Annotated in this window: 31 protein-coding genes; 3 read left to right on the top strand and 28 right to left on the bottom strand. The window is 41.2% G+C overall.

Features of this window, described 5'->3' with window-relative positions; genetic code table 11:
* Positions 1–21: 21 nt before the first annotated feature.
* From infA to LBYS_RS09105, 25 genes are all read right to left on the bottom strand, one after another.
* Positions 22–240 (bottom strand): translation initiation factor IF-1, encoded by a 219-nt coding sequence (infA, locus tag LBYS_RS08990; protein WP_013408563.1) that lies wholly within the window; start codon positions 238–240, stop codon positions 22–24.
* A gap of 3 nt (positions 241–243) precedes the next feature.
* A complete protein-coding gene (gene map / locus LBYS_RS08995; protein ID WP_013408564.1) occupies positions 244–1,041 on the bottom strand; it encodes a type I methionyl aminopeptidase in 798 nt (265 codons plus the stop codon).
* Complete coding sequence (gene secY / locus LBYS_RS09000) at positions 1,041–2,360, bottom strand: preprotein translocase subunit SecY (protein WP_013408565.1); 1,320 nt, start codon at positions 2,358–2,360, stop codon at positions 1,041–1,043. The genes map and secY overlap by 1 nt, the downstream gene beginning before the upstream one ends.
* A gap of 13 nt (positions 2,361–2,373) precedes the next feature.
* The gene (rplO, locus tag LBYS_RS09005) at positions 2,374–2,844 is read right to left on the bottom strand and encodes a 50S ribosomal protein L15 (protein ID WP_013408566.1); all 471 of its coding nucleotides are present in this window, start codon (positions 2,842–2,844) and stop codon (positions 2,374–2,376) included.
* A gap of 46 nt (positions 2,845–2,890) precedes the next feature.
* On the bottom strand, positions 2,891–3,070 hold the full coding sequence (rpmD, locus tag LBYS_RS09010; protein WP_013408567.1) for a 50S ribosomal protein L30: 180 nt from the start codon (positions 3,068–3,070) through the stop codon (positions 2,891–2,893).
* 23 nt (positions 3,071–3,093) lie between these two features.
* Complete coding sequence (gene rpsE / locus LBYS_RS09015; RefSeq protein ID WP_013408568.1) at positions 3,094–3,597, bottom strand: 30S ribosomal protein S5; 504 nt, start codon at positions 3,595–3,597, stop codon at positions 3,094–3,096.
* Between the two features lie 10 nt (positions 3,598–3,607).
* Positions 3,608–3,955 carry a 50S ribosomal protein L18 gene (gene rplR / locus LBYS_RS09020; protein WP_013408569.1) on the bottom strand — a complete coding sequence of 116 codons (348 nt, stop codon included), beginning with the start codon at positions 3,953–3,955 and terminating at the stop codon, positions 3,608–3,610.
* A 25-nt stretch (positions 3,956–3,980) separates the two neighbouring features.
* The gene (rplF, locus tag LBYS_RS09025; protein ID WP_013408570.1) at positions 3,981–4,538 is read right to left on the bottom strand and encodes a 50S ribosomal protein L6; all 558 of its coding nucleotides are present in this window, start codon (positions 4,536–4,538) and stop codon (positions 3,981–3,983) included.
* Between the two features lie 54 nt (positions 4,539–4,592).
* Positions 4,593–4,994, bottom strand: a complete 402-nt coding sequence (gene rpsH, locus LBYS_RS09030) for a 30S ribosomal protein S8 (RefSeq protein WP_013408571.1) — start codon at positions 4,992–4,994, stop codon at positions 4,593–4,595.
* A gap of 113 nt (positions 4,995–5,107) precedes the next feature.
* Positions 5,108–5,377, bottom strand: coding sequence for a 30S ribosomal protein S14 (gene rpsN, locus LBYS_RS09035; RefSeq protein ID WP_013408572.1), 270 nt, complete (start codon positions 5,375–5,377; stop codon positions 5,108–5,110).
* A gap of 12 nt (positions 5,378–5,389) precedes the next feature.
* Positions 5,390–5,938 (bottom strand): 50S ribosomal protein L5, encoded by a 549-nt coding sequence (rplE, locus tag LBYS_RS09040; RefSeq protein WP_013408573.1) that lies wholly within the window; start codon positions 5,936–5,938, stop codon positions 5,390–5,392.
* Between the two features lie 37 nt (positions 5,939–5,975).
* On the bottom strand, positions 5,976–6,314 hold the full coding sequence (gene rplX / locus LBYS_RS09045) for a 50S ribosomal protein L24 (RefSeq protein ID WP_013408574.1): 339 nt from the start codon (positions 6,312–6,314) through the stop codon (positions 5,976–5,978).
* Between the two features lie 23 nt (positions 6,315–6,337).
* Complete coding sequence (rplN, locus tag LBYS_RS09050; RefSeq protein WP_013408575.1) at positions 6,338–6,706, bottom strand: 50S ribosomal protein L14; 369 nt, start codon at positions 6,704–6,706, stop codon at positions 6,338–6,340.
* Between the two features lie 29 nt (positions 6,707–6,735).
* Entirely contained in the window at positions 6,736–6,990 is a 255-nt protein-coding gene (rpsQ, locus tag LBYS_RS09055) for a 30S ribosomal protein S17 (RefSeq protein ID WP_013408576.1), read from the bottom strand.
* Positions 6,991–7,004: 14 nt separating this feature from the next.
* Positions 7,005–7,193, bottom strand: a complete 189-nt coding sequence (gene rpmC, locus LBYS_RS09060) for a 50S ribosomal protein L29 (protein ID WP_013408577.1) — start codon at positions 7,191–7,193, stop codon at positions 7,005–7,007.
* 15 nt (positions 7,194–7,208) lie between these two features.
* On the bottom strand, positions 7,209–7,628 hold the full coding sequence (gene rplP / locus LBYS_RS09065) for a 50S ribosomal protein L16 (protein ID WP_013408578.1): 420 nt from the start codon (positions 7,626–7,628) through the stop codon (positions 7,209–7,211).
* Between the two features lie 27 nt (positions 7,629–7,655).
* Positions 7,656–8,444, bottom strand: a complete 789-nt coding sequence (rpsC, locus tag LBYS_RS09070) for a 30S ribosomal protein S3 (protein ID WP_013408579.1) — start codon at positions 8,442–8,444, stop codon at positions 7,656–7,658.
* Positions 8,445–8,475: 31 nt separating this feature from the next.
* Positions 8,476–8,832 carry a 50S ribosomal protein L22 gene (gene rplV / locus LBYS_RS09075; protein ID WP_013408580.1) on the bottom strand — a complete coding sequence of 119 codons (357 nt, stop codon included), beginning with the start codon at positions 8,830–8,832 and terminating at the stop codon, positions 8,476–8,478.
* 38 nt (positions 8,833–8,870) lie between these two features.
* The gene (rpsS, locus tag LBYS_RS09080) at positions 8,871–9,149 is read right to left on the bottom strand and encodes a 30S ribosomal protein S19 (protein WP_013408581.1); all 279 of its coding nucleotides are present in this window, start codon (positions 9,147–9,149) and stop codon (positions 8,871–8,873) included.
* Positions 9,150–9,162: 13 nt separating this feature from the next.
* Positions 9,163–9,987: a 50S ribosomal protein L2 gene (gene rplB, locus LBYS_RS09085; RefSeq protein WP_013408582.1), complete on the bottom strand. Its 825-nt coding sequence runs from the start codon at positions 9,985–9,987 to the stop codon at positions 9,163–9,165.
* Positions 9,988–10,041: 54 nt separating this feature from the next.
* A complete protein-coding gene (gene rplW, locus LBYS_RS09090; protein ID WP_013408583.1) occupies positions 10,042–10,329 on the bottom strand; it encodes a 50S ribosomal protein L23 in 288 nt (95 codons plus the stop codon).
* A gap of 4 nt (positions 10,330–10,333) precedes the next feature.
* Positions 10,334–10,963: a 50S ribosomal protein L4 gene (rplD, locus tag LBYS_RS09095; RefSeq protein ID WP_013408584.1), complete on the bottom strand. Its 630-nt coding sequence runs from the start codon at positions 10,961–10,963 to the stop codon at positions 10,334–10,336.
* A gap of 51 nt (positions 10,964–11,014) precedes the next feature.
* Entirely contained in the window at positions 11,015–11,632 is a 618-nt protein-coding gene (gene rplC, locus LBYS_RS09100) for a 50S ribosomal protein L3 (protein WP_013408585.1), read from the bottom strand.
* A gap of 417 nt (positions 11,633–12,049) precedes the next feature.
* The gene (locus LBYS_RS19750) at positions 12,050–12,175 is read right to left on the bottom strand and encodes a hypothetical protein (RefSeq protein WP_013408586.1); all 126 of its coding nucleotides are present in this window, start codon (positions 12,173–12,175) and stop codon (positions 12,050–12,052) included.
* A gap of 69 nt (positions 12,176–12,244) precedes the next feature.
* The gene (locus tag LBYS_RS09105) at positions 12,245–13,342 is read right to left on the bottom strand and encodes an endo-1,4-beta-xylanase (RefSeq protein WP_013408587.1); all 1,098 of its coding nucleotides are present in this window, start codon (positions 13,340–13,342) and stop codon (positions 12,245–12,247) included.
* A 175-nt stretch (positions 13,343–13,517) separates the two neighbouring features.
* Between LBYS_RS09105 and LBYS_RS09110 the strand changes: the two genes are divergently transcribed.
* The 3 genes from LBYS_RS09110 to LBYS_RS09120 are packed head-to-tail and all read left to right on the top strand — an operon-like array spanning position 13,518 to position 16,614.
* Positions 13,518–14,219 (top strand): NIPSNAP family protein, encoded by a 702-nt coding sequence (locus LBYS_RS09110; RefSeq protein WP_013408588.1) that lies wholly within the window; start codon positions 13,518–13,520, stop codon positions 14,217–14,219.
* A gap of 20 nt (positions 14,220–14,239) precedes the next feature.
* The gene (locus LBYS_RS09115) at positions 14,240–15,814 is read left to right on the top strand and encodes an amidohydrolase family protein (RefSeq protein WP_013408589.1); all 1,575 of its coding nucleotides are present in this window, start codon (positions 14,240–14,242) and stop codon (positions 15,812–15,814) included.
* Positions 15,814–16,614, top strand: a complete 801-nt coding sequence (locus LBYS_RS09120) for an N-acetylmuramoyl-L-alanine amidase (RefSeq protein ID WP_013408590.1) — start codon at positions 15,814–15,816, stop codon at positions 16,612–16,614. Before LBYS_RS09115 ends, LBYS_RS09120 begins: the two co-directional genes overlap by 1 nt.
* On the opposite strand, the gene LBYS_RS09125 is transcribed toward LBYS_RS09120, so the two are convergent.
* Genes LBYS_RS09125 through LBYS_RS09135 form a run of 3 tightly spaced genes read right to left on the bottom strand, consistent with a single transcriptional unit; the run spans position 16,609 to position 18,736 of the window.
* Positions 16,609–17,931: an alpha/beta hydrolase family protein gene (locus tag LBYS_RS09125; protein WP_013408591.1), complete on the bottom strand. Its 1,323-nt coding sequence runs from the start codon at positions 17,929–17,931 to the stop codon at positions 16,609–16,611. The two genes, LBYS_RS09120 and LBYS_RS09125, sit on opposite strands and share 6 nt — an antisense overlap.
* The gene (locus tag LBYS_RS09130) at positions 17,928–18,476 is read right to left on the bottom strand and encodes a hypothetical protein (protein WP_013408592.1); all 549 of its coding nucleotides are present in this window, start codon (positions 18,474–18,476) and stop codon (positions 17,928–17,930) included. The genes LBYS_RS09125 and LBYS_RS09130 overlap by 4 nt, the downstream gene beginning before the upstream one ends.
* Positions 18,473–18,736: a DUF2089 family protein gene (locus tag LBYS_RS09135; RefSeq protein ID WP_013408593.1), complete on the bottom strand. Its 264-nt coding sequence runs from the start codon at positions 18,734–18,736 to the stop codon at positions 18,473–18,475. The genes LBYS_RS09130 and LBYS_RS09135 overlap by 4 nt, the downstream gene beginning before the upstream one ends.
* Positions 18,737–18,771: the final 35 nt, after the last annotated feature.

The raw sequence follows: 18,771 nt of genomic DNA on the forward strand, positions 1-18,771 counted from the left end.
TACTGTCGTATTAAAATATCCTTACTTATACCTGTACGTAATTCTTGCTTTTGATAAGTCATAGGGCGACATCTCCAATTTAACTTTATCTCCAGGGAGGATACGAATGTAATTCATACGCATTTTACCGGAAATATGAGCGATCACCTCATGCTTATTGTCGAGCTGGACTTTAAACATGGCGTTAGACAATGCCTCCAAAATGACTCCGTCTACTTCTATGTTTGATTGTTTTGCCATATTTTATAAAACTTCCAAATTTTTACTTTTTAACACTTCTTCGATATAGTCGAACGTCGTTAAGATTTCACAACCTCCCGGAGTTAACCATACCGTGTGTTCAAAATGAGCTGCCGGCTGGCGATCTTCCGTACGAATGGTCCAACCATCTCTTTCCTGAACTACAAATCGCTTACCCAGAGTAATCATAGGCTCAATGGCTAAAACCATTCCTGCCTCCATTTTAGTTCCCTGACCGCGCTTTCCATAGTTAGGAACATCGGGTCCTTCGTGAAGATTCTTTCCTACACCATGACCCACTAACTCCCTTACTACACCGTAACCTCTTTCTTCTGTATAGTTCTGAATGGCATATCCCAAATCACCTATTCGCTGACCCGGTCTCACCACCTTGATACCTTCGTATAAAGAGGCTTTGGTGTCTTTTACTAAGGTTTTGGTTTTTGCATCCACCTCACCTACTAAGTAAGTATAGGCACTGTCCGCGTGAAAACCATTCTTGTAAACTCCACAATCCACCGAGATGATGTCGCCACTTTTCAATTCCCTATCATTTGGGAAACCGTGTACTACAACTTCATTAACAGAAATACACAGGGAAAAGGGAAAACCGTTATAGTTCTTAAAAGAAGGTTTAGCCTGATGATCCAAAATAAACTCTTCAGCTATCTTGTCTAACAAACTGGTCTTCACTCCTTCCTCAATCCTCTTCGCCACTTCCCCGTGAGCTCGACCCAGGATATCTCCGTTTGCCTTAATGATCTCCGCCTCTTCCCTACTTTTAAGAACTACTCCTTTCATTATTTTACCAACTCTTCTCTTCCAACAATCCTTCCGGATTCCATTAGGCCTTCCATTCGCTTCATCAAAAGATAACTTTCAATTTGCTGAAGCGTATCCAGCACCACCCCCACTAATATCAACAAGGAAGTTCCTCCAAAGAAGGAGGCGAAGAGTTGTGTCATTCCAAATAAGCTGGCAATCGCAGGGAAAATTGCGATACAAGCTAATAGAATGGCACCCGGTAAAGTTATACGATCTAAAACTTGAGCTATAAAATCTGACGTAGCCTGTCCAGGTTTAATACCAGGAATAAATCCGCCACCTCTCTTCATATCATCAGCAATCTGATTAGGATTAATCGAGATAGCTGTATAGAAGAAAGTGAAAGCAATGATTAATATCGCATACGTTAAGTTATACTGCCAAGAAGTAAAGTCTCCAAAGACAGTAGCAATGTACTGAGCAGTATCACTTTTTTCAGCGAAATATCCGGCAATAAACGAAGGAACGAACATCAATGCCTGACCAAAGATGATAGGCATAACCCCTGAAATGTTCAATTTCAAAGGAAGATATTGACGTTGACCTGTAACCGTTTTGTTACCAACGATCTGCTTAGCGTATTGCACAGGAACTCTGCGAACAGCTTGCGTCATAGCCACGGCAAACACTACTACTAAGAATAGAACTACAAGTTCTAAAATAAAGTAAAGCGGTTGACCGTCTGCAATTCTAGCTCGACCTTCACCGATGATGGCGCCAGGGAAACGAGATACGATACCAATCATGATGATCATGGAGATACCATTACCTATACCCTTCTCTGTAATGCGCTCACCTAACCACAAACACATCATAGTACCACCCACTAGAAGTATCACACTGGATACATAGAACAGCCCCTGACTAATCATGATGGCGTCTGTAGGGATAGTAGATTTCAAATAAGCGAAACCTTGTGTTATAGTCACGGCTATAGTCAGCCAGCGGGTAATCTGATTCAGTTTCTTTCTGCCTGACTCACCTTCTTTCTGTAATTTAGAGAAATAAGGTAGAGCCAAACCTAATAACTGTACCGCAATGGAAGCTGAGATGTAAGGCATAATACCTAATGCCATCACAGAAGCATTACTAAATGCACCTCCCACTAAGGTATCCAGAAGGCCCAAAAGCCCGTTCCCCCCTGTTAAATCTGCTAATCTGGTTGGATCCACACCAGGCAATGTGATATGTGATCCTATTCTAAAGACTACAATTATAAAGAAGGTAGCTAGAATTCTGTTTCTTAGCTCTTCAATTGACCAGATGTTTTTTAGGGTGGTTATAAATTTCTTCATAGTCTTTTATCAATTATTCGGCGCCTTGTACTTCCTGGCCCAATACCGAAGCAGAACCTCCTGCCTTGGTGATGGCGTCAATCGCAGATTGAGAGAACGCATGTACAGTTACATTAACTGCTGCGTTAAGCTCACCACGACCTAAGATCTTAACAAGATCAGATTTAGCCACCAAACCGTGTTCTTTTAAGAAGGCAACAGTGATATTGCTTTCTTTAGTTTTGTCAAACAAAGCTTGGATAGTATCCAAGTTGATTGCTTTGTAAGCCACACGGTTGATATTATTGAAACCAAATTTAGGTACACGTCTTTGAAGTGGCATCTGACCACCTTCAAATCCTCTTTTCTGGCTGTAACCAGATCTAGATTTAGCACCTTTATGACCTCTCTTGGCTGTACCGCCACCGCCGGAACCTTGACCTCTACCTAAACGGGTATTGTTTCTAACAGAACCTTGAGCGGGTTTTAATGTTTCTAATTTCATCTTTACAAAATTTATCGCAGTATTTCTACTACTCGGTTATCCCTGATTAAATGTTCTCAACAGTTATAAGATGATTGACCTTTCTGATCATACCTTCTATAGCAGGTGTAGCTTCAACTTCCACCGAATTACCGATTTTAGTCAAACCTAAAGCTAGCATAGTTAGTTTTTGGGTCTTAGGTCTCTTGATCGTACTTCTAACTTGAGTAACTTTCACTTTAGCCATTTTTACAAATGTTTGAGGCCGTATTAGCCATTAAATACTTTATTCAATTTCACACGTCTCTGCATCGCTACTTCGTGCGGAGCTCTCATTTTAGCTAAAGCATCAATAGTAGCTTTAACCACGTTATGAGGGTTAGAAGAACCTTTAGACTTGGCAAGTACGTTATGTACACCGGCAGCTTCCAATACGGCACGCATAGCACCACCAGCGATTACTCCCGTACCAGGAGCAGCTGGTTTTACATATACGAAACCACCTGAGAATTTACCTTCCATATCGTGAGGAACAGTACCGTTAATGATAGGCACGTTCACCAAGTTTTTACGAGCATCTTCAACGGCTTTAGAAATAGCATCAGTCACCTCGTTAGCTTTACCTAAACCTTGACCTACTGCACCTTGACCGTCACCAAGAACTACGATCGCTGAAAAGCTGAATCTACGACCACCTTTTACAACTTTAGCAACTCGGTTGATAGCTACAACTTTCTCTTTTAATTCTGATTCGTTTACTTTTATCGCTTTCATTTAGATAGTATTAAAAGTTAAGTCCTGCTTCTCTCGCACCGTCGGCCAAAGCTTTCACATTTCCGTGATATAGGTAACCGTTACGATCGAATACGATGCTATTGATACCTGCTTCTTGTGCTTTTTTAGCGACTGCAGCACCCACTTGCTTTGAGTTCTCTACATTTAAAGATTTTAGACCCAGCTCTCTTGAAGAGGCAGCGGCAAGAGTTTTGCCAGCTACGTCATCAATTAATTGAGCGTAGATTCCAGTGTTGCTACGAAAAACAGTCAAACGAGGTCTTTCAGCCGTACCGTTTACTCTTTTTCTAATTCTCCATTTGATTTTTTGTCTTCTTTCAGACTTAACACTAGACATATATGTTAAAAATTGAAGTTCTTAATTATTTCTTACCGGCTGTTTTACCAGCTTTTCTTCTCACCACTTCACCCACAAAGCGAATACCTTTTCCTTTGTATGGTTCAATCTTACGTAATGATCTGATTTTTGCACAGACCATTCCAAGTAGTTGCTTATCATTACCTTCCAAAGTGATGATAGGGTTTTTACCCTTTTCCATTCTTGTAGCTACTGATATCTCAGAAGGAACTACGAAGATAATGTTATGAGAGTAACCCAAAGACATATCGATTACGTTGCCATTATTAGTAGCTTTGTAACCCACACCCACTAACTCCAATTCCTTTTTAAATCCTGTACTAACACCTTCAACTAAGTTGTTGATCAAAGTACGAGACAAACCATGAAGAGCTTTGTGTCTTTTTTGTTCGGTAGGTCTTTCTACGGTTAAGATACCGTCTTCAATTGAAACTTTTAGATCTGCATCAATCTTTTGCTGCAACTGACCTTTTGGTCCTTTAGCAGTAATCACGTTGCCATCGGCTACGGTTACGGTCACTCCTGCTGGAATGTTGATCGGCTTTTTACCTATTCTTGACATGTTAAAACGTTTAAGGCTCAGCTACTCTAAGCAGCTGAGCGGTCAACCAATTGATTAATATACGTAACACAATACCTCGCCACCTACATTAAGGGTACGAGCTTCTTTGTCAGTAATGATACCTTTTGAAGTAGAGATCACAGCGATACCTAATCCGTTCAACACGCGCGGTAATTCGCTAGATTTCACATACTTACGTAAACCAGGCTTAGAAACTCTGGTAAGGTTCACGATAGCTGACTTTTTAGTTTGAGGATTGTATTTCAAGGCAATCTTAATGTTTCCTTGAGGACCGTTATCCTCGAATTTATAACTGGCAATATAGCCCTTGTCATAAAGCAGAGCAGTTAACTCTTTCTTCAGGTTAGAGGCCGGAATATCTACTACTCTATGCCTCGCTTTAATAGCATTTCTGATTCTGGTAAGAAAATCTGCTATTGGATCCGTTGTAATCATTTTACTAAGTTAATATTATGGATACCTTAAGCCAACGTCAGACAGTATCACGGGCGTGACTTATCTAACTGGGCTGCAAAGATAATAATTCTGATAAAGAAAAAAAACTTTTTTTACCAAGAAGATTTGGTAACGCCTGGGATCAAGCCGCTGTTGGCCATCTCTCTAAAAGTAACCCTGTTGATACCGAATCTTCTCATGTATCCTTTTGGACGACCTGTAAGTTTACATCTATTATGTAATCTTACCGGAGAAGAGTTCTTAGGTAGTGCATCAAGACCTCTCCAGTCTTCTGCTTTCTTTAGAGCTTCTCTTTTAGCCGCGAACTTAGCTACCAGTCTTTCTCTTTTTCTCTCTCTAGCTTTTATTGACTCTTTTGCCATGATTTATATCTTTTATTTGTTTTTGTTAACGAATGGCATCCCTAACGCTTTCAACAATTCGTACGCTTCAGCGTCAGTCTTAGCAGTCGTTACGAACGTAATATCCATTCCCTGAATTTTATTGATCTTATCGATAGAGATCTCTGGGAAGATGATTTGCTCAGTTACACCGAAGTTGTAGTTTCCTCTACCATCAAATCCTTTATCAGAGATACCTTGGAAGTCTCTTACGCGAGGAAGGGCAATAGAAGTCAAACGGTCCATGAATTCATACATCACCGTACCACGTAATGTCACCTTAGCACCGATAGGCATACCTTCTCTCAGTTTGAAGTTGGAAACCGCCTTCTTTGAAAAAGTAGGAACTGCCTTTTGACCAGTGATGATAGAAAGTTCTTCGACGCTGCTGTCTACAAGTTTCTTGTCGCCTGTAGCGGCACCAACGCCTCTGTTAACAACGATCTTCACTAATTTAGGTACTTGCATGCTGCTCTTGTACTGGAATTTCTCCTGAAGAGCGCTGATCACCTCTTTCTGATATTTTTCTCTTAATCTTGCCATTTTTATAAGGTGGATTTCCGACCCACCAGATTACGTATTAGATAAATTTACCTGTTGCTTTTGAATAGCGTTGAAGCTTCCCAGCTTCGTTAAGTTTTCTACCGGTGCGAGTAGCTTTTCCTGTAGAAGGATCCAATAATTTCACGTTGCTGATATGGATAGAACCTTCTACTTCACGGATCTCACCTTGTGGGTTTTGTGCACTTGGTTTGATGTGTTTTTTAATAAGGTTTACACCTTCAACAACCACTCTGTTTTTCTTCACAAGAACTTCAACGATCTTTCCGGTTTTACCTTTTGAGTTTCCGGAGATCACTTGAACGGTATCACCCGATTTCACGTGAAGTTTAGGTATTTTGTTAAATTTCCTTTCCATTGTCTTTTTAACTTTTGAAATGATTAAAGTACCTCAGGAGCTAATGAAACAATTTTCATAAACTGCTTCTCTCTAAGCTCTCTGGCTACGGGTCCGAAAATCCTAGTTCCACGAGGTTCGTTTTGGTTGTTCAAAAGAACCACCGCGTTTTCTTCGAATCGGATATAAGAACCGTCCTTTCTTCTAACTTCCTTAGTAGTTCTCACTACCACGGCTTTAGAAACGGTACCTTTTTTCATATTGGAAGAGGAAAGAGCACTCTTAACAGTAACTACAACCTTATCCCCTAAAGAGGCATATCTCTTTTTAGTACCACCTAAAACCCTTATTACCAAAACTTCTTTAGCCCCGCTATTGTCAGCTACATTGGCTCTTGATTCCTGCTGTAACATTCTGATGTATATTTTTTAGTATTGACAGATTATTTGGCCTTCTCGATGATTTCGACCAATCTCCAACTTTTATTCTTGCTAAGAGGTCTCGTTTCCATGATTCTAACGGTATCACCGATTCCGGCTTCGTTATTTTCATCGTGGAACATGAACTTCTTGCTTCTGATCATGAACTTACCGTATTTGGGGTGTTTTACCTTACGAACTACTGAAATAGTTCCGGATTTGTCCATTTTATTGCTAGTTACTACCCCAGTACGCTCTTTTCTAACTTTTCTTTCCATGAGAAATTAAATGTTTATTTATTAATACTGGTTAAAGCGGTAGATAACCTTGCAATATTCTTACGGGCTTCGGAAATTCTCCTAGGGTTTTCAATAGGAGTAATTGCATGGGCGAACTTTAGCTTCACCAATCTGTCCTTTTCTTCGGCTATTTGTTGCTTCAATTGTTCAGCTGTCAAGCCACTTAGATCATTCTTTTTCATTGTCTTCTTGAAATTTTATGCTTCGTAGTCATTGCGAACAACGAACTTAGTTTTTACCGGTAACTTTTGAGCAGCAAGTCTCAAAGCTTCTTTTGCCAACTCTAAAGGAACTCCGGTACATTCAAAAAGAATAGTTCCCGGATACACATTTGCTACCCAATATTCAGGAGCACCCTTACCTTTACCCATCCTTACCTCTAGAGGTTTTTGAGTGATAGGATTATCAGGGAAGATTCTGATCCATACTTGTCCTTCACGTTTCATGGCACGTGTAACCCCGATACGGGCAGCCTCTATCTGACGAGCGGTAATTCTACCTGGCTCTAGACTTTTTATCGCAAATGAACCGAAGGCAATCTGGTGTCCTCTGCTGGCGATACCTTTGATTCTGCCCTTCTGACGCTTTCTAAATCTGGTTCTTTTCGGTTGTAACATAATCCTAATGTTTACGCCTCACGGCAATTAATTTCTTTTCTGGCCGGCTCCTTTTCCACCAGCTCTTCTTTTTCTACCACCTTCATCATCTCCACCACGACGACCTCTTCTGTCACCTTGATGACCGAAATTAGATTTCTTAGTATCAGGAGACTCGGTAGCTAAAGCTTGAACCGAAGTAAGATCTCTCTTGCCATAAACCTCGCCTTTGAAGATCCACACTTTGATACCAATTAAACCGTAAACTGTCAATGCCTCAGAAACTGCATAGTCAATATCAGCTCTAAGCGTATGCAAAGGAATTCTACCTTCTTTATACTGCTCAGAACGTGCCATTTCAGCACCACCTAAACGACCACTCAATTTGATTTTGATCCCTTGAGCACCTACACGCATAGCAGATTGAATCGCTTGCTTCATTGCTCTACGGAAAGAAATACGAGCTCTAAGTTGTTGAGCGATAGTCTCACCCACTAACTTCGCGTCGATTTCTGGTCTCTTAATCTCAAAGATGTTGATTTGAACGTCCTTTTTAGTCAGTTTCTTCAACTCTTCTCTTAACTTATCTACTTCACTACCAGCTTTACCGATAACTACACCAGGTCTAGCAGTGTGTATTGTCAATGTAATTCTTTTCAAGGTTCTTTCGATTACTACTCTCGAAACTGAACCTTTAGGAATACGGGCGTTAATATATTTTCTGATCTTATCGTCTTCTACAAGTTTCTCAGAAAAAGTCTTTCCACCGTACCAGTTAGACTCCCAGCCTCTAATGTAACCTAGTCTTAAACCTACAGGATTTACTTTTTGTCCCATTGTATCTGATTAATATAAATTCTTAAATTGCTTATGCTGATTGATTCTCGAGAGTGTCTACCACGATGGTGATGTGCTGAGAACGTTTTCTTACTCTGTAAGCTCTCCCCTGAGGAGCAGGACGTAGTCTCTTTAACATTCTTCCTCCGTCAATCATGATGGTCTTCACATACAAATCAGCATCCTCAATTCTGGCGTCTTCGTTCTTATTTTGCCAGTTGGCAATGGCAGATAGTAATACCTTCTTTATTACCGGTGCGGCTTGCTGAGGCTGGTAAGTAAGAATCCCCAATGCTTGGTTCACCTTCTTGCCTCTGATAAGATCTGCTACAAGCCTTGCTTTACGCGGCGAGGTAGGGAAATCCTTTAATTTTGCTACTGCTTCCATTTCTTATTCTATTATAAGAGAAGTATCTTCTCAGTATATTATCTTTTACCTTTATCTTTCTTATTTACGTGACCTCTGAAGTTACGTGTAGGAGCGAATTCTCCTAACTTATGTCCAATCATGTTATCTGTCACGTAAACAGGGATAAATTTGTTTCCGTTGTGAACAGCAAACGTATGACCTATAAAATCAGGGGAAATCATGGATCTTCTTGACCAAGTCTTGATCACTGATTTCTTGCCAGATTCATTCATAGCAAAGATTTTATTCTCTAGTCTAAAATCAATGTATGGTCCTTTTTTTAACGAACGAGCCATTTAGTATCTATTTTTATTTGGTTCTTCTAGAAATGATTAACTTGTTTGAGTACTTATTCTTGCTTCTGGTTTTCTTACCTTTCGCTAATAAACCATTACGAGAACGTGGGTGACCTCCTGAGGCACGACCTTCACCACCACCCATTGGGTGATCAACCGGGTTCATAACCACACCTCTTACTCTTGGTCTTCTACCTAACCAACGGTTACGTCCTGCTTTTCCTAATACCACGTTCATGTGATCAGGGTTAGAAACAGAACCTACGGTAGCCATGCTATTAGCTAAAACTAAACGCATTTCGCCAGAAGGCATTTTCAAGGTAACATATTTACCCTCTTTCGCTAAAACCTGCGCATAAGTACCTGCACTACGAGCCATTTGAGCACCTTTACCAGGAGTCAACTCGATGTTATGTACAATAGTACCAAGTGGCATGTTTTTCAAAATAAGAGCATTACCCACTTCAGGAGCTACTTTCTCACCAGAGATAATAGTTTGTCCTACTTTAAGACCTTGAGGAGCGATGATATATCTCTTCTCTCCGTCTGTGTACTGCACAAGGGCAATTCTGGAAGTACGGTTTGGATCGTATTCGATAGTCAATACTTCTGCCGGCACATCGTATTTATCACGCTTAAAGTCGATAATACGGTATCTTCTCTTATGTCCTCCACCAATGTATCTTGCGGTTCTGTGACCTTCGTTGTTCCTACCTCCTGTCTTTTTCACAACTGCTAACAAACTCTTCTCAGGCTTGTTTGTAGTTACATCAGAAAAGTTAGGAGCAATTCTGTGTCTCGTTCCGGGCGTAACCGGATTTAATTTTTTAACTGCCATTTTTCAAACGTTTGCAGCCCCGATTCCCATCGGGGCTATACTTTATAATTAAAATTATAATTCAGCGTAGAAATCGATGATTTCCCCTTCTTTAAGAGTTACTATTGCTTTTTTATAAGTAGAAGTTCTTCCTGAAGTCACCTTAGTACGGGTCATTCTTGATTTCTTCTTTCCTATCTGAGTAATAGTGTTCACTTTCTCTACCGTTACACCATACATTTTCTCTACCGCAGAAGCAATAGAAATCTTGTTGGCATCACGGCTAACTTCAAATGTATATTTGTTCTTCGCGTTTAACCCCTGAGTCTTCTCAGTTATGATGGGTCTTTTTAAGATACTCATAGTCTTAGTCTTTCAAAATGGTTTCTAATGGAGAAATCGCGCTCTCAGCCAACAATATGGTATCTGTATTCACCAAATCATAAGTGTTCACCGAATTAACATCTACTACCTTAGTCTTAGGGATGTTTCTCGCAGACAAGTACAAGTTGTTCTCAGATCCGTTAACCACAAACAATGTCTTCTTACCGCTTAATGATAAAGCATTCAAGAATTCAACATAAGCTTTGGTTTTAGGCGTGTCAAAACCGAAGTCCTCTACCACTTTCAATTGATTCTCTGCTAAACGTGCAGATAAAACAGATTTACGAGCCAATTGCTTCACTTTCAAGTTCAACTTGAAATCATAATTGCGAGGACGTGGACCGAATACTCTACCACCACCTACATAAATAGGCGCCTTAGCAGAACCATGACGAGCTCCACCTGATCCTTTCTGACGAAGCAATTTCTTTGTAGAACGTGCAACTTCCGCTCTCTCTTTAGATTTGTGAGTACCTTGACGCTGTGCAGCCAAATAGTGCTTCACATCTAACCATACCACGTGCTGGTTTGGCTCAATACCGAAAACCTCTTCGCTTAACTTTAAAGTCTTGCCGGTTTCCTGTCCTGTTTTGTTAATTACTTTTACTTCCATTCTTTTAGCTGTTTTTCGATGTCGTCAGCCACGACCTTTAAAATTGAATAATTACTTATGCAAAGTCACTATACCGTTCTTTCCACCAGGAACTGATCCGGATACAATGATTAAGTTCTTCTCAGGGAACAACTTCAACACTTGAAGGTTTTGAATAGTCACTTTCGTGTTACCCATTCTACCCGCCATTCTCAAACCTTTGAATACTCTCGCAGGATAAGAACAGGCACCAATAGAACCAGGAGCACGTAAACGGTTATGCTGACCGTGTGTAGACTGACCTACCCCACCGAATCCATGACGCTTAACCACACCTTGGAATCCTTTTCCTTTGGTATTGCCACTAACATCCACAAATTCACCTTCAACAAATACATCCTCCACCTTAATGGTGTCTCCTAATGCAAACTCCTTTTCGAATTCTTTGAATTCTACTAACTTACGCTTAGGAGTGGTGTTAGCCTTCTTAAAGTGACCTAAAAGTGCTTTTGTAGTTCTCTTCTCTTTCTTCTCACCAAAGCCTAACTGAATAGCATTGTATCCGTCAGTCTCTTCAGTTCTTACCTGAGTAACTACGCAAGGGCCTGCTTCAATCACTGTACAAGGCACAGCCGCACCATTGTTGAAAATGGTGGTCATCCCTATTTTTTTTCCAATAATACCAGACATATTTATAATTTATATTATTCGCAATTATGCACTCTAAACATGAAACGGGCTGCAAAGGTATGAATACCAATCCACTATTACAAATTTAAAGCAAGTTTTTAACTCCAGAGGTTGGCATACGAACCAACATGAACAACACCGTGAACCATTTAGGTAAGGCTACTTTATATTGCAGGAACAAGCCTTGTTACCTCACTGTGATTTCCATAAAACTTCGCGAATGGATCCTGAGTCCAGATTTTGATGGTTTCGGCCCTTAAAACCGACTTCTCAAAACCATTAGAGAAAAGACTCCTTCCGGGAATTGCGGTGCAAAGATAAAGATAATTCTTTAATGATGAAAAGTTTGCGTAGATATTTTTGAGGAAATCTACAACTTACCCCTCTCCTAAGTATTTGATTACCCGATAATAACCCCTATTTGGCCTTATTCAGGTTCTTATACAATTGAATAGCTCCATAAACTATCGCACCGAAAAGCAGTACCTTAATACCGACCACCACTTTTATACCTAGTAACTCCTGAAATCCTAAACTGCTCATTGTGATATTCCCTTTAATATCACAATATACAATAATCTGATTATCAATCCATAATATAGAATCTTTTCCCTACTCTTTCACCACTTCCAATACCCTATACCATGCCATCTTCGGACTACCGTCCCTGTTCCACAACAAAGGATAGTTTGTTCTGCCAGGTATAGGATAGTCGTTCTTCCATGACATGCCATCTTTCATTCCCCAAACCGTTACTCTATCTATCTTATCCCTCTTCCTGTAAAATATCTCAAACAACTCCTTATACCTCCTAGCCAATTGCTCCTCTACCTCCGTAGGCAAACCATCCCGATAGGGATCCAAATACACCTTGAACTCCTCGTTCTGAAACTGCTTATGCATCATACCCTGCCCTATGATCTGCCCTTCTCTGGTTAAGGGAAGTACGTCCACATCCAGTTCCGTGATCATTACCTTTACCCCACAAGCCGCATATGCTTCTATTGCCGCCTCTATATACTCGCTTTTTGGATAATTCAAACCCCAATGCCCCTGAATCCCTACTCCGTCTATGCGGATACCTTCCGCTTGTAGCATCTTGATCATCCTTACTATACCTTTCACCTTCTCCGGTCGCCAAGCATTAAAATCATTATAATACAACTCCGTGTCCGGGGCATACTCGGCAGCATATTTAAAGGCCAACTTCACCAACTCATCTCCGCTTCCCACCCCATTCACCCACAATGTGGATCTATATGACCCATCATCATCTATGACCTCATTCACCACATCCCATGCATGTACCTTACCCGCATATCTCCCTGCCACTTTTTGAATGTGCTCTCTCAATTGCTCCTTGACATCCTCCGGACTCTTCTTACTACCGTCTGCCTGCTCAAAGAACCAAGAAGGAGTTTGATTATGCCAAATCAGGGTATGCCCCACGATAAACATGCCCTGAGCCCAACGTACAAACTCATCCGCCTTACTAAAATCATATACACCGGGCGCCGGACATACCTCTTCTGCCTTCATGACATTCTCCGGCGTCACGCTATTGAATTGCTGCTTCACCAAGGGATCCTGCATCATCTCCATATTCACCGCAGTTCCCATCTTAAAGGCACCTTTATACACTTCTTTAAGAGTTACTTCCTGTGCCATTCCCGGAAGTATGCCCCAAAACATCCATATTAGTTTCTTCACGCGCTATATTTTTTTTTACCAATATACAGATTTTCAATTACTTGTTCCAAAACTGATTTTACACAGCCTACCCCCTATTATTTTTGCTAATTTGATTTACTTCCAAAGGATTTCTTTCAGACACTTTTAACTCTCTAAATCTTCTAGTAATTTGTAAGCCATAACCTTAAGCACTATGAAGAACCTTTTGTTCCTTCTCCTCCCTTTTTTTTGCAATGCCCAATACTACGAGTTGAGAGTTTACCACTGTAACGAAGGAAAACTCGAAACCCTCCTTACACGTTTTCGTGATCATACAACAAAACTTTTTGAAAAACATGGCATGCGTAATGAAGGCTATTGGATTCCGGCACAAGGGAATGAACAAGTCCTTTACTATATCCTTTCTTATCCTTCCAAAGAGGATAGAGAAGCTTCATGGAAAGGATTTATGGCTGACCCCGTTTGGCAAGAGGTAGCTCGTAAATCTGAAGAAAATGGAAAGATCATAAACAAGATAGACTCCTATTTCATGACAGAGAACAAGGACCTGTCCCGAAATCAATTCTCACTACCTTCAAATGGGATTTTCGAATTAAGAATTTACGATATACTACCGGATCAGTATGCCAGAATCGTCAAGCGCTTCAAAGACCACACCCAAAGTCTATTTGAAAAGCAAGGCATGATCAACATGATGTATTACGATACCGAAAAGAATGAATTACTCTACCTCCTTTCTCACACTTCCTTAGAGGCAGCAGAAAAAGCATGGAAGGGCTTTCGTTCAGATCCCGCCTGGCTAAAAGTAAAAGATGACTCTGAAAAACCGGGTCCGATAGTCAAAGAGGTGCATTCCATTTTTCTAAAACCTACTGACTTCTCAGCCATTAAATGATTTAACCTAACCTATAAAAAATGAAAAGACTCTTCCTATTACTGTCCTTAGCTACGAGCCTGTGTTTCGCTCAAGTACAAGACGCACCTAAAAGAACAGAAGGAGAAGGCCCCTTCCCTCAATTGATCATCCGCGGTGTAACCCTTATTAACTCCACCGGCGCACCTCCATTGGGACCGGTAGATATTGTAGTGAAACAAAATAGAATTGCGGAGGTCCGACAAGTAGGCTACCCCGGAGTACCCATAGACCCTAGAAGAAGACCGGTGGCGAATCCGGGCGACAAAGAACTGGAATGCACCGGCATGTATCTGATGCCTGGTTTTGTAGACATGCACGGCCACATTGGCGGCAGAGCACAAGGCACCCCCTCCGAATACGTTTTCAAACTATGGCTTGGGCATGGTATAACCACCATCCGCGAACCGGGCTCGGGCAATGGAATTGACTGGACCCTGAACCACAAGAAGAAAAGTTGGAACAATGAGATAACCGCCCCCCGAATCATGGCTTATACTACCTTCGGTCAAGGTAGCAGAGAAGGCATACATACGGCAGAAGCAGCCAGAAACTGGGTGAGAGAAAATGCAAAAAAAGGAGCAGACGGTATCAAGTTCTTTGGAGCAGCACCTGAAGTTTTCAGGGCGGCATTGGACGAGAATAAAAAACTTGGATTGCGCTCAGCTTGCCACCATGCGCAGTTGGAAGTGGCCCGAATGAACGTACTTGCCACAGCGAAGGCGGGTTTAACCTCTATGGAACATTGGTACGGTTTACCGGAGGCCCTCTTCTCTGACAGAACCCTCCAAGATTATCCTTCGGATTACAACTATAACAATGAGCAGCACCGCTTCGAAGAGGCAGGTAATCTCTGGAAACAAGCAGCAGAACCAGGTTCTGATAAATGGTATCAGGTGATGGATGAATTGTTGAAACTAGATTTCACTTTAGATCCTACCTTTAATATCTATGATGCTAACCGTGACCTTATGCGTGCACGTACTGCAGAATGGCATGAAGAATATACCCTCCCTTCTTTATGGAGATTCTATGGACCCAGTAGAATGTCACACGGAAGCTACTGGCTCAACTGGGGCACCAAACAGGAGATCAAATGGAAGGAAAACTACAGACTTTGGATGCGCTTTGTGAATGAATACAAAAACAAAGGCGGAAGAGTAACTACAGGTTCTGATAATGGATTTATATATCAATTGTACGGCTTTGGCTATATTCGCGAATTGGAATTACTGAGAGAATCAGGTTTCCATCCATTGGAGGTCATACAATCTGCCACTATCAAAGGAGCGGAAGCACTAGGACTAGATAAAGAAATAGGATCTGTGGAGGTAGGAAAACTAGCAGACTTCGTGATCACCACTGAAAATCCGCTTTCAAATTTTAGTACCCTATATGGAACAGGAGCCATTAAGGTAGATGAAAATAACGAAGTGGTTCGTGTAGGAGGAGTACGTTACACGGTTAAAGACGGAATCGTATATGATGCACCTCAATTGCTAAAAGATGTTCGCCAGATTGTAAAAGATGCCAAGGAAAAAGAAAACTTTGAAATCAAACAACCCGGAATCAAATAATGAGGTATACTTACCTAATCGCATTAGCATGGCTAGGGACTTCCTGCATAAGTGGGAAGTCGCCTGCTGAAAAAACATACAAGAAAAAAGTTAAGGCCCTGCAGGAGCAGGTGTCCGACAAGAAGAGCCAACTCCAAGCTCTGCCCTGGCAGGACAAGATGTGGGCTGCTACTACAAACCTCAGTATCCGCAAGCCTAATTATGTGTTAATCCATCATACGGCCCAGAACTCGACGGAGCAAACCATTCGTACCTTCCAACTGGAACGCACAGCCGTAAGTTCTCACTATGTAGTAGGCAGAGATGGAAAGGTAGTGCAGATGGTTAATGACTACGTTAGGGCCCACCACGCAGGTCTAGGGAAATGGGGCAATGACACCGACCTTAACTCTTCCTCCATAGGAATTGAAATGGACAATAACGGGACTACTGATCCCTGGCCGGAAGTGCAGATCCAGGCTTTGATAGAATTATTGAAAGTCCTAAAAGAAAGGCATAAGATTCCTCAGAAGAACTTCCTAGGTCATGCAGATTATGCACCAAACAGGAAGATTGACCCATATAAGTTTCCTTGGAAGCAACTAGCAAAGGAGGGTTTTGGATGCTGGTATGAAGAAGATCTAGAGACCCCACCGGGAAATTTTGATCCTTTGTTAGCATTGCGGGTTATAGGATACGATATATCTAATCCGCAAAATGCCATCAGAGCCTTTAAGCTGCATTATATACAGGATGACAATTCAGAGCTAAAAGACTCTGACCTGCCTATCCTATACAGTATTTTTAAGCAATATTTATAAAGATTTGATCCAGGAGGCTATCTTTTCTAGCACAGCTGGAGAGATGGTCTCCTCTATTTGACCATATTCCATAACAGAACCGGTTTTAGCCGTTTGGAACAAATGATTAAGACCTTCCATAGCTAGGATCTCTGTCTTTTTATTTTTAGGCAAAGAGGCACGTAGTCCTTCCAGGTTCTCTTTAGCGGTTACCTGTACATCTTTTGTTCCATTCAATGCCAATACAGGAACTTTCACTTTCTTCAAATAAGATGTAGGATCAAAGGCAATGAAATATCTAAACCATTCAGACTCTACCTGCTTGATGGTAGTCTCAGCTTGCGGATCTTTCATCTCTTCTTTCAGATATTTCAAAACATCTGCTCTGAAATCAGAACCCTTATAAGAGTTCATATATTGATACAACTTATAATTGGTATCCGATATTCTTTTTGCCATAGCCTCCGGAGCACCTTGGCTTCTTCCAATCTCGTACGTTTGGGCACGCATGAGTTCTACAATCGGAATTCCGGGTGCAGCCAATAGCACCATAAACTTCACCTTTGAACTGTTCACCATAGGAGCTATCATACCTCCCTCTGAATGACCTAGTAGTCCAATATTCTTGTATCCTCTTTTGGAAAGAAAATTCACTGCAGATAGGATATCTCCGGCATAATCCGCAGATGTAGCATCTGGTTTTCCGGCTTCCGACTGCCCCATTCCTCTATCATCCAGACGAAGTGTAGCGATACCTTGTTTTGCTAAATGGTCAGCGATCACTAGGAAAGGTTTGTGACCAAATAATTCCTCATCACGGGTCTGAGCTCCACTACCTGTAATCATCACCAAGATGGGATGCTTGGTACTTTGGTCAGGCGCAGCCAATGTTCCAGCTAAGACGTTACCTTCCACCTCATTCTTTACAGTAACCTCTTCAGTGTAATAGGCATAAGGTCCTTCAGGAGTTTGAGGACGAACCAAAGGCTTCTCTCCTTTTGATCTGCTCATCCCAAATTTAACTTTTAATGGCCCTTGCGAGAAATCACCATGTAGAGAATCAGGCGTTACCAATTTTGCCTTATAACTCAAACCTATGTTTGTAACTTCAATAGTCAACAACTCATCCGCCCACTTGGCCACCTGAACCGGTAGATCCTTAGCACCCTGATAGGGAGAATCCATAGTAGCGGTGATGCCATCTCCCGCAGGTTTGATGTGGATGATCAATGGCAACTTAACCCCTTGGAAAGAAAGCTCCCCCGACCAGGATCCGATGACACTTTGAGCAAAGACGGATGGCGACAAAACGCACAGTAAAAACAATAATTTTTTCATAAAATGTAAGGTGAAAATGCCGCTAAGGACAATAAAACAATAAAAAATATAGCTATTTGGTACCACTTCTTCATATGCGTAGCGGTCTTAAAGCCATTGAAGAATAAAATAAATGTATAGGCCAAAGCAGGTAAGGTCAATAGTACAAATCCAAACATAATTGCTGAATCTGTCAGGCTAATACCCGCGGGCTGAGCCAATAACCTATTCTGCACCTCTAAGAACTTAGGAATATTAGCACAAAGCAAAATAAGAAGCCCCGGAAGAGTGGATAACACTACCGTGTTTACGATATCTATCCATCGAGTTCTTTTATTATAAATGAGCCCCAAAAGATATAAGACTACTATTCCTAGCAAGTAGGCCATCAAAGTAGCACGTAGCACTTCCCCAAAGCTAAACTCTCCGTCTACAAAATTTAAGACAGAGGTCATGCGGTATCCCAACAGATAACAAAAAACCATATTCAGGACCACCCCCATTAGGGATATGAAAAGTAGGGTTCTTTCTGAGAAATGCCCTACAGGATTCAATAATTTATTCATGCCCACTTTTTAATCTTTTCAATAAGATCATCCATTTTATTACGCATGGTAGGATAGGAAATATCCGCTAATCTCGCCATCTCCTTTATACTACCGCTGGACAGAAAAAACTGCAAGATAAACTCCTGTTCTTCCACACTTAATCTAGCTAAAATGGGAAGATCAAATGTGCCGCTGATCAAGGTTTCACAAGAACCGCACTTCAATTGACTCACTTGAAGAGGCTGATCACAACTCGGGCAAACAGTAGGTAAACGCATATAGACTTATCTTTTAAACAAAATTAATTCTCATT

The organism is Leadbetterella byssophila DSM 17132, assembly GCF_000166395.1.
GTDB classification, from domain to species: domain Bacteria; phylum Bacteroidota; class Bacteroidia; order Cytophagales; family Spirosomataceae; genus Leadbetterella; species Leadbetterella byssophila.

What these genes read in the sequence shown, in the direction of transcription:
- map (WP_013408564.1), bottom strand. Translation starts at nt 1,041, where the DNA reads ATGAAAGGAGTAGTTCTTAAAAGTAGGGAAGAGGCGGAGATCATTAAG.
- LBYS_RS09125 (WP_013408591.1), bottom strand. Translation starts at nt 17,931, where the DNA reads ATGAAAAAATTATTGTTTTTACTGTGCGTTTTGTCGCCATCCGTCTTT.
- secY (WP_013408565.1), bottom strand. Translation starts at nt 2,360, where the DNA reads ATGAAGAAATTTATAACCACCCTAAAAAACATCTGGTCAATTGAAGAG.
- rplP (WP_013408578.1), bottom strand. Translation starts at nt 7,628, where the DNA reads ATGTTACAACCGAAAAGAACCAGATTTAGAAAGCGTCAGAAGGGCAGA.
- rplE (WP_013408573.1), bottom strand. Translation starts at nt 5,938, where the DNA reads ATGGCAAGATTAAGAGAAAAATATCAGAAAGAGGTGATCAGCGCTCTT.
- LBYS_RS09135 (WP_013408593.1), bottom strand. Translation starts at nt 18,736, where the DNA reads ATGCGTTTACCTACTGTTTGCCCGAGTTGTGATCAGCCTCTTCAAGTG.
- LBYS_RS09115 (WP_013408589.1), top strand. Translation starts at nt 14,240, where the DNA reads ATGAAAAGACTCTTCCTATTACTGTCCTTAGCTACGAGCCTGTGTTTC.
- rplD (WP_013408584.1), bottom strand. Translation starts at nt 10,963, where the DNA reads ATGGAAGTAAAAGTAATTAACAAAACAGGACAGGAAACCGGCAAGACT.
- LBYS_RS09120 (WP_013408590.1), top strand. Translation starts at nt 15,814, where the DNA reads ATGAGGTATACTTACCTAATCGCATTAGCATGGCTAGGGACTTCCTGC.
- rpsQ (WP_013408576.1), bottom strand. Translation starts at nt 6,990, where the DNA reads ATGGAAAGAAAAGTTAGAAAAGAGCGTACTGGGGTAGTAACTAGCAAT.
- rpsE (WP_013408568.1), bottom strand. Translation starts at nt 3,597, where the DNA reads ATGAAAGCGATAAAAGTAAACGAATCAGAATTAAAAGAGAAAGTTGTA.
- rplR (WP_013408569.1), bottom strand. Translation starts at nt 3,955, where the DNA reads ATGTCTAGTGTTAAGTCTGAAAGAAGACAAAAAATCAAATGGAGAATT.
- infA (WP_013408563.1), bottom strand. Translation starts at nt 240, where the DNA reads ATGGCAAAACAATCAAACATAGAAGTAGACGGAGTCATTTTGGAGGCA.
- LBYS_RS09130 (WP_013408592.1), bottom strand. Translation starts at nt 18,476, where the DNA reads ATGAATAAATTATTGAATCCTGTAGGGCATTTCTCAGAAAGAACCCTA.
- rpmD (WP_013408567.1), bottom strand. Translation starts at nt 3,070, where the DNA reads ATGGCTAAAGTGAAAGTTACTCAAGTTAGAAGTACGATCAAGAGACCT.
- LBYS_RS09110 (WP_013408588.1), top strand. Translation starts at nt 13,518, where the DNA reads ATGAAGAACCTTTTGTTCCTTCTCCTCCCTTTTTTTTGCAATGCCCAA.
- rplB (WP_013408582.1), bottom strand. Translation starts at nt 9,987, where the DNA reads ATGGCAGTTAAAAAATTAAATCCGGTTACGCCCGGAACGAGACACAGA.
- rpsC (WP_013408579.1), bottom strand. Translation starts at nt 8,444, where the DNA reads ATGGGACAAAAAGTAAATCCTGTAGGTTTAAGACTAGGTTACATTAGA.
- rpmC (WP_013408577.1), bottom strand. Translation starts at nt 7,193, where the DNA reads ATGAAAAAGAATGATCTAAGTGGCTTGACAGCTGAACAATTGAAGCAA.
- rplX (WP_013408574.1), bottom strand. Translation starts at nt 6,314, where the DNA reads ATGGAAAGGAAATTTAACAAAATACCTAAACTTCACGTGAAATCGGGT.
- rplC (WP_013408585.1), bottom strand. Translation starts at nt 11,632, where the DNA reads ATGTCTGGTATTATTGGAAAAAAAATAGGGATGACCACCATTTTCAAC.
- rplO (WP_013408566.1), bottom strand. Translation starts at nt 2,844, where the DNA reads ATGAAATTAGAAACATTAAAACCCGCTCAAGGTTCTGTTAGAAACAAT.
- rpsS (WP_013408581.1), bottom strand. Translation starts at nt 9,149, where the DNA reads ATGGCTCGTTCGTTAAAAAAAGGACCATACATTGATTTTAGACTAGAG.
- rplF (WP_013408570.1), bottom strand. Translation starts at nt 4,538, where the DNA reads ATGTCAAGAATAGGTAAAAAGCCGATCAACATTCCAGCAGGAGTGACC.
- rplN (WP_013408575.1), bottom strand. Translation starts at nt 6,706, where the DNA reads ATGTTACAGCAGGAATCAAGAGCCAATGTAGCTGACAATAGCGGGGCT.
- rplV (WP_013408580.1), bottom strand. Translation starts at nt 8,832, where the DNA reads ATGGAAGCAGTAGCAAAATTAAAGGATTTCCCTACCTCGCCGCGTAAA.
- LBYS_RS19750 (WP_013408586.1), bottom strand. Translation starts at nt 12,175, where the DNA reads ATGAGCAGTTTAGGATTTCAGGAGTTACTAGGTATAAAAGTGGTGGTC.
- rplW (WP_013408583.1), bottom strand. Translation starts at nt 10,329, where the DNA reads ATGAGTATCTTAAAAAGACCCATCATAACTGAGAAGACTCAGGGGTTA.
- rpsH (WP_013408571.1), bottom strand. Translation starts at nt 4,994, where the DNA reads ATGATTACAACGGATCCAATAGCAGATTTTCTTACCAGAATCAGAAAT.
- rpsN (WP_013408572.1), bottom strand. Translation starts at nt 5,377, where the DNA reads ATGGCAAAAGAGTCAATAAAAGCTAGAGAGAGAAAAAGAGAAAGACTG.